This window comes from Microbacterium sp. P2_F9 (assembly GCF_056403635.1).
The window spans coordinates 1-2133 of record NZ_JBFUFC010000342.1; the positions used below are offsets into that span (position 1 = coordinate 1).

Below are 2133 nucleotides of genomic sequence, written 5' to 3' on the forward strand. Positions count from 1 at the left end.
GCTGTGCGGACAGGTGCGTAATGGTGATCCTTCCCACCCTTCCTTTCGCTCACTCCTGCGTTATTTCCTTCACTTTCAGTATGGCCGACCCCTCCGACATTGCGCGATTGTGCGCAAATGAGAGGCTGCGAGGGCACGGTTGCGTGACTCTCAGCGTGTGGTCAGACCATAGGTGCATACTGAAAGTCGACAACCAATTTGAGACCAATGGAGGTAGCAGATGACCCGCCAAGACACCGACCGCACCGGTCACGAGAAATGGCTGATCTACTGCCCCAAGATCAGTACAGAAACGCTGCTCCACCTGAGCATCCAGGGGACGAGTTACGCACTGCGGGACTACACCGGGCGACTGACCTCTGGCGAATATGTCAGTGGAACCGGCCAACCGTTCAAGGCGCGTGACGGCGCAGGACATCTCCTCACCTCGACGGCGGAGTTCGAGAAGACCTTCGACTTCGAATGGAAAGTCGACGTCTATGACCAAGGCGTCGCGCTCACGAAGTCGGACCGCTGGCGCGACATCATCACCCGCCACAACCTCCGGCTCGGCATCGGAAAGTGAATGACCGCAAGCCTCGGGCGGGCTCGGCTGTGCTCGTCAGGAATCGCGCAATTGCCGCAAATAGACTGACGGGGACGCGCATCATGACAAACGGGCGTCGATCGGCGCCATTTCGCGCTGCTCGATGGGCCCGGAAGTGTCATGACGACGGGGTCCGGGTAGACAACCGCCGCAATGGTGCGCGGGTACCCGGTCGCAGTGTCGTAGTCGCGCGCCATAGTCGGACGATCATCCGTCGCGCAGGTCACTCCTGCCGACAGTTCAGGAGCCAGTGTTGAACACCGATATTCAGCTGATCAGCGACGGCGATGGGCTGGCGGTGATCGGTGATCCGGGGGCTGTCGAACGGTTCCTCGTTGCCGAAGGTCTCCCGTCGAAGGACCTCGGTCTGCAGCGACTCAGAACTGTCGCCCGTGCCGGGTCCGCGATGGCGCAGGCCGGCTCCGAGCTCGCCTCCAACTCAGGTCGCTGGGTGCAGCTCTCCAGCGACTCGGCGAAACTCGCAGCGAAATACCCGATGGTGACGAACTCGTCGACCGGCCTCAGCACCGGCGTGCTGCGCGGAGACAACGGCCAGTTCGTCGGCATGCTCCAGTTCGCGAAGGACTCTGGATCGCTGGGATCGATGCTGGCCAACCCGGCGATTCTGGCCGGCGCGGCGGGGATCATGGCGCAGGTTGCGATGCAGCAGGCCATGGACGAGATCACCGAGTACCTCAAGACGATCGATGAGAAGCTCGACGACGTGCTGCGCGCCCAGAAGGACGCGGTGCTGGCGGACATGATCGGCGTGCACCTCATGATCGAGGAGGCCATGACGGTCCGCGATCACATGGGTCGGGTCTCTGAGGTGACCTGGTCGAAGGTGCAGGCCACTCCATCGACGATCGCAAGAACTCAGGCGTACGCCATCCGTCAACTCGACGCACTCGCCGAGAAGCTGGAGCGAAAGAGCCAGATCGGCGACGTCGCCAAGGCGGCCAAGGAAGCAGAGGCGAAGATCCAGGAGTGGCTCGCCGTTCTCGCCCGCTGCTTCCAGCTGCAGGATGCGATCGCCGTGCTCGAACTCGACCGCGTGCTGGACACCTCCCCGGACGACCTCGACCGGCACCGCCTTGCCCTTCAGGCTGCCCGGCGAAACCGGCTGCAGCTCATCACGCGGAGCACCGAGAATCTGCTCGCGCGCATCGCTGCGGCCGCGCGCAACGCGAACACGAAGGTTCTGCTGCACCCGATGGATTCGCGGGCTGTCGTGCATTCGAGCAACCAGGTCACCGGCGCCGTCGTCGACTTCCACGGAGTGCTCGGTATCGACGGCGGTCAGCAGGCCCTGGAGGCGAAGCGCTGGGTGGTCGCCGCCACAGAGGCCAAAGACAAGGCATTCGAGACGGGTGCCGACGGTGTCGATACCGCCCTGCGCGTCAGCAACGAGACGTTCACGCGCGCGAAGTCGCTGACGGACAAGTTCTCCACCAGGCTCACCGAGCGCGCGCTGCGACGGCGTGGCGACGACGGAAACGAAACGGATGCCGCGGCCGCCGCGGCCGACGAATTCACGCACGGAGAGC

The 2133-nt window shown here is 63.7% G+C and carries 2 protein-coding genes; both read left to right on the forward strand.

Annotated elements, in window-relative coordinates; translation table 11 throughout:
• Positions 1-220 precede the first annotated feature (220 nt).
• On the forward strand, positions 221-565 hold the full coding sequence (locus AC1DVT_RS19745; protein ID WP_477391042.1) for a hypothetical protein: 345 nt from the start codon (positions 221-223) through the stop codon (positions 563-565).
• Between the two features lie 274 nt (positions 566-839).
• Positions 840-2133, forward strand: a 1294-nt coding sequence (locus AC1DVT_RS19750) for a hypothetical protein (protein WP_477391044.1), incomplete at its 3' end; no start/stop codon positions are given.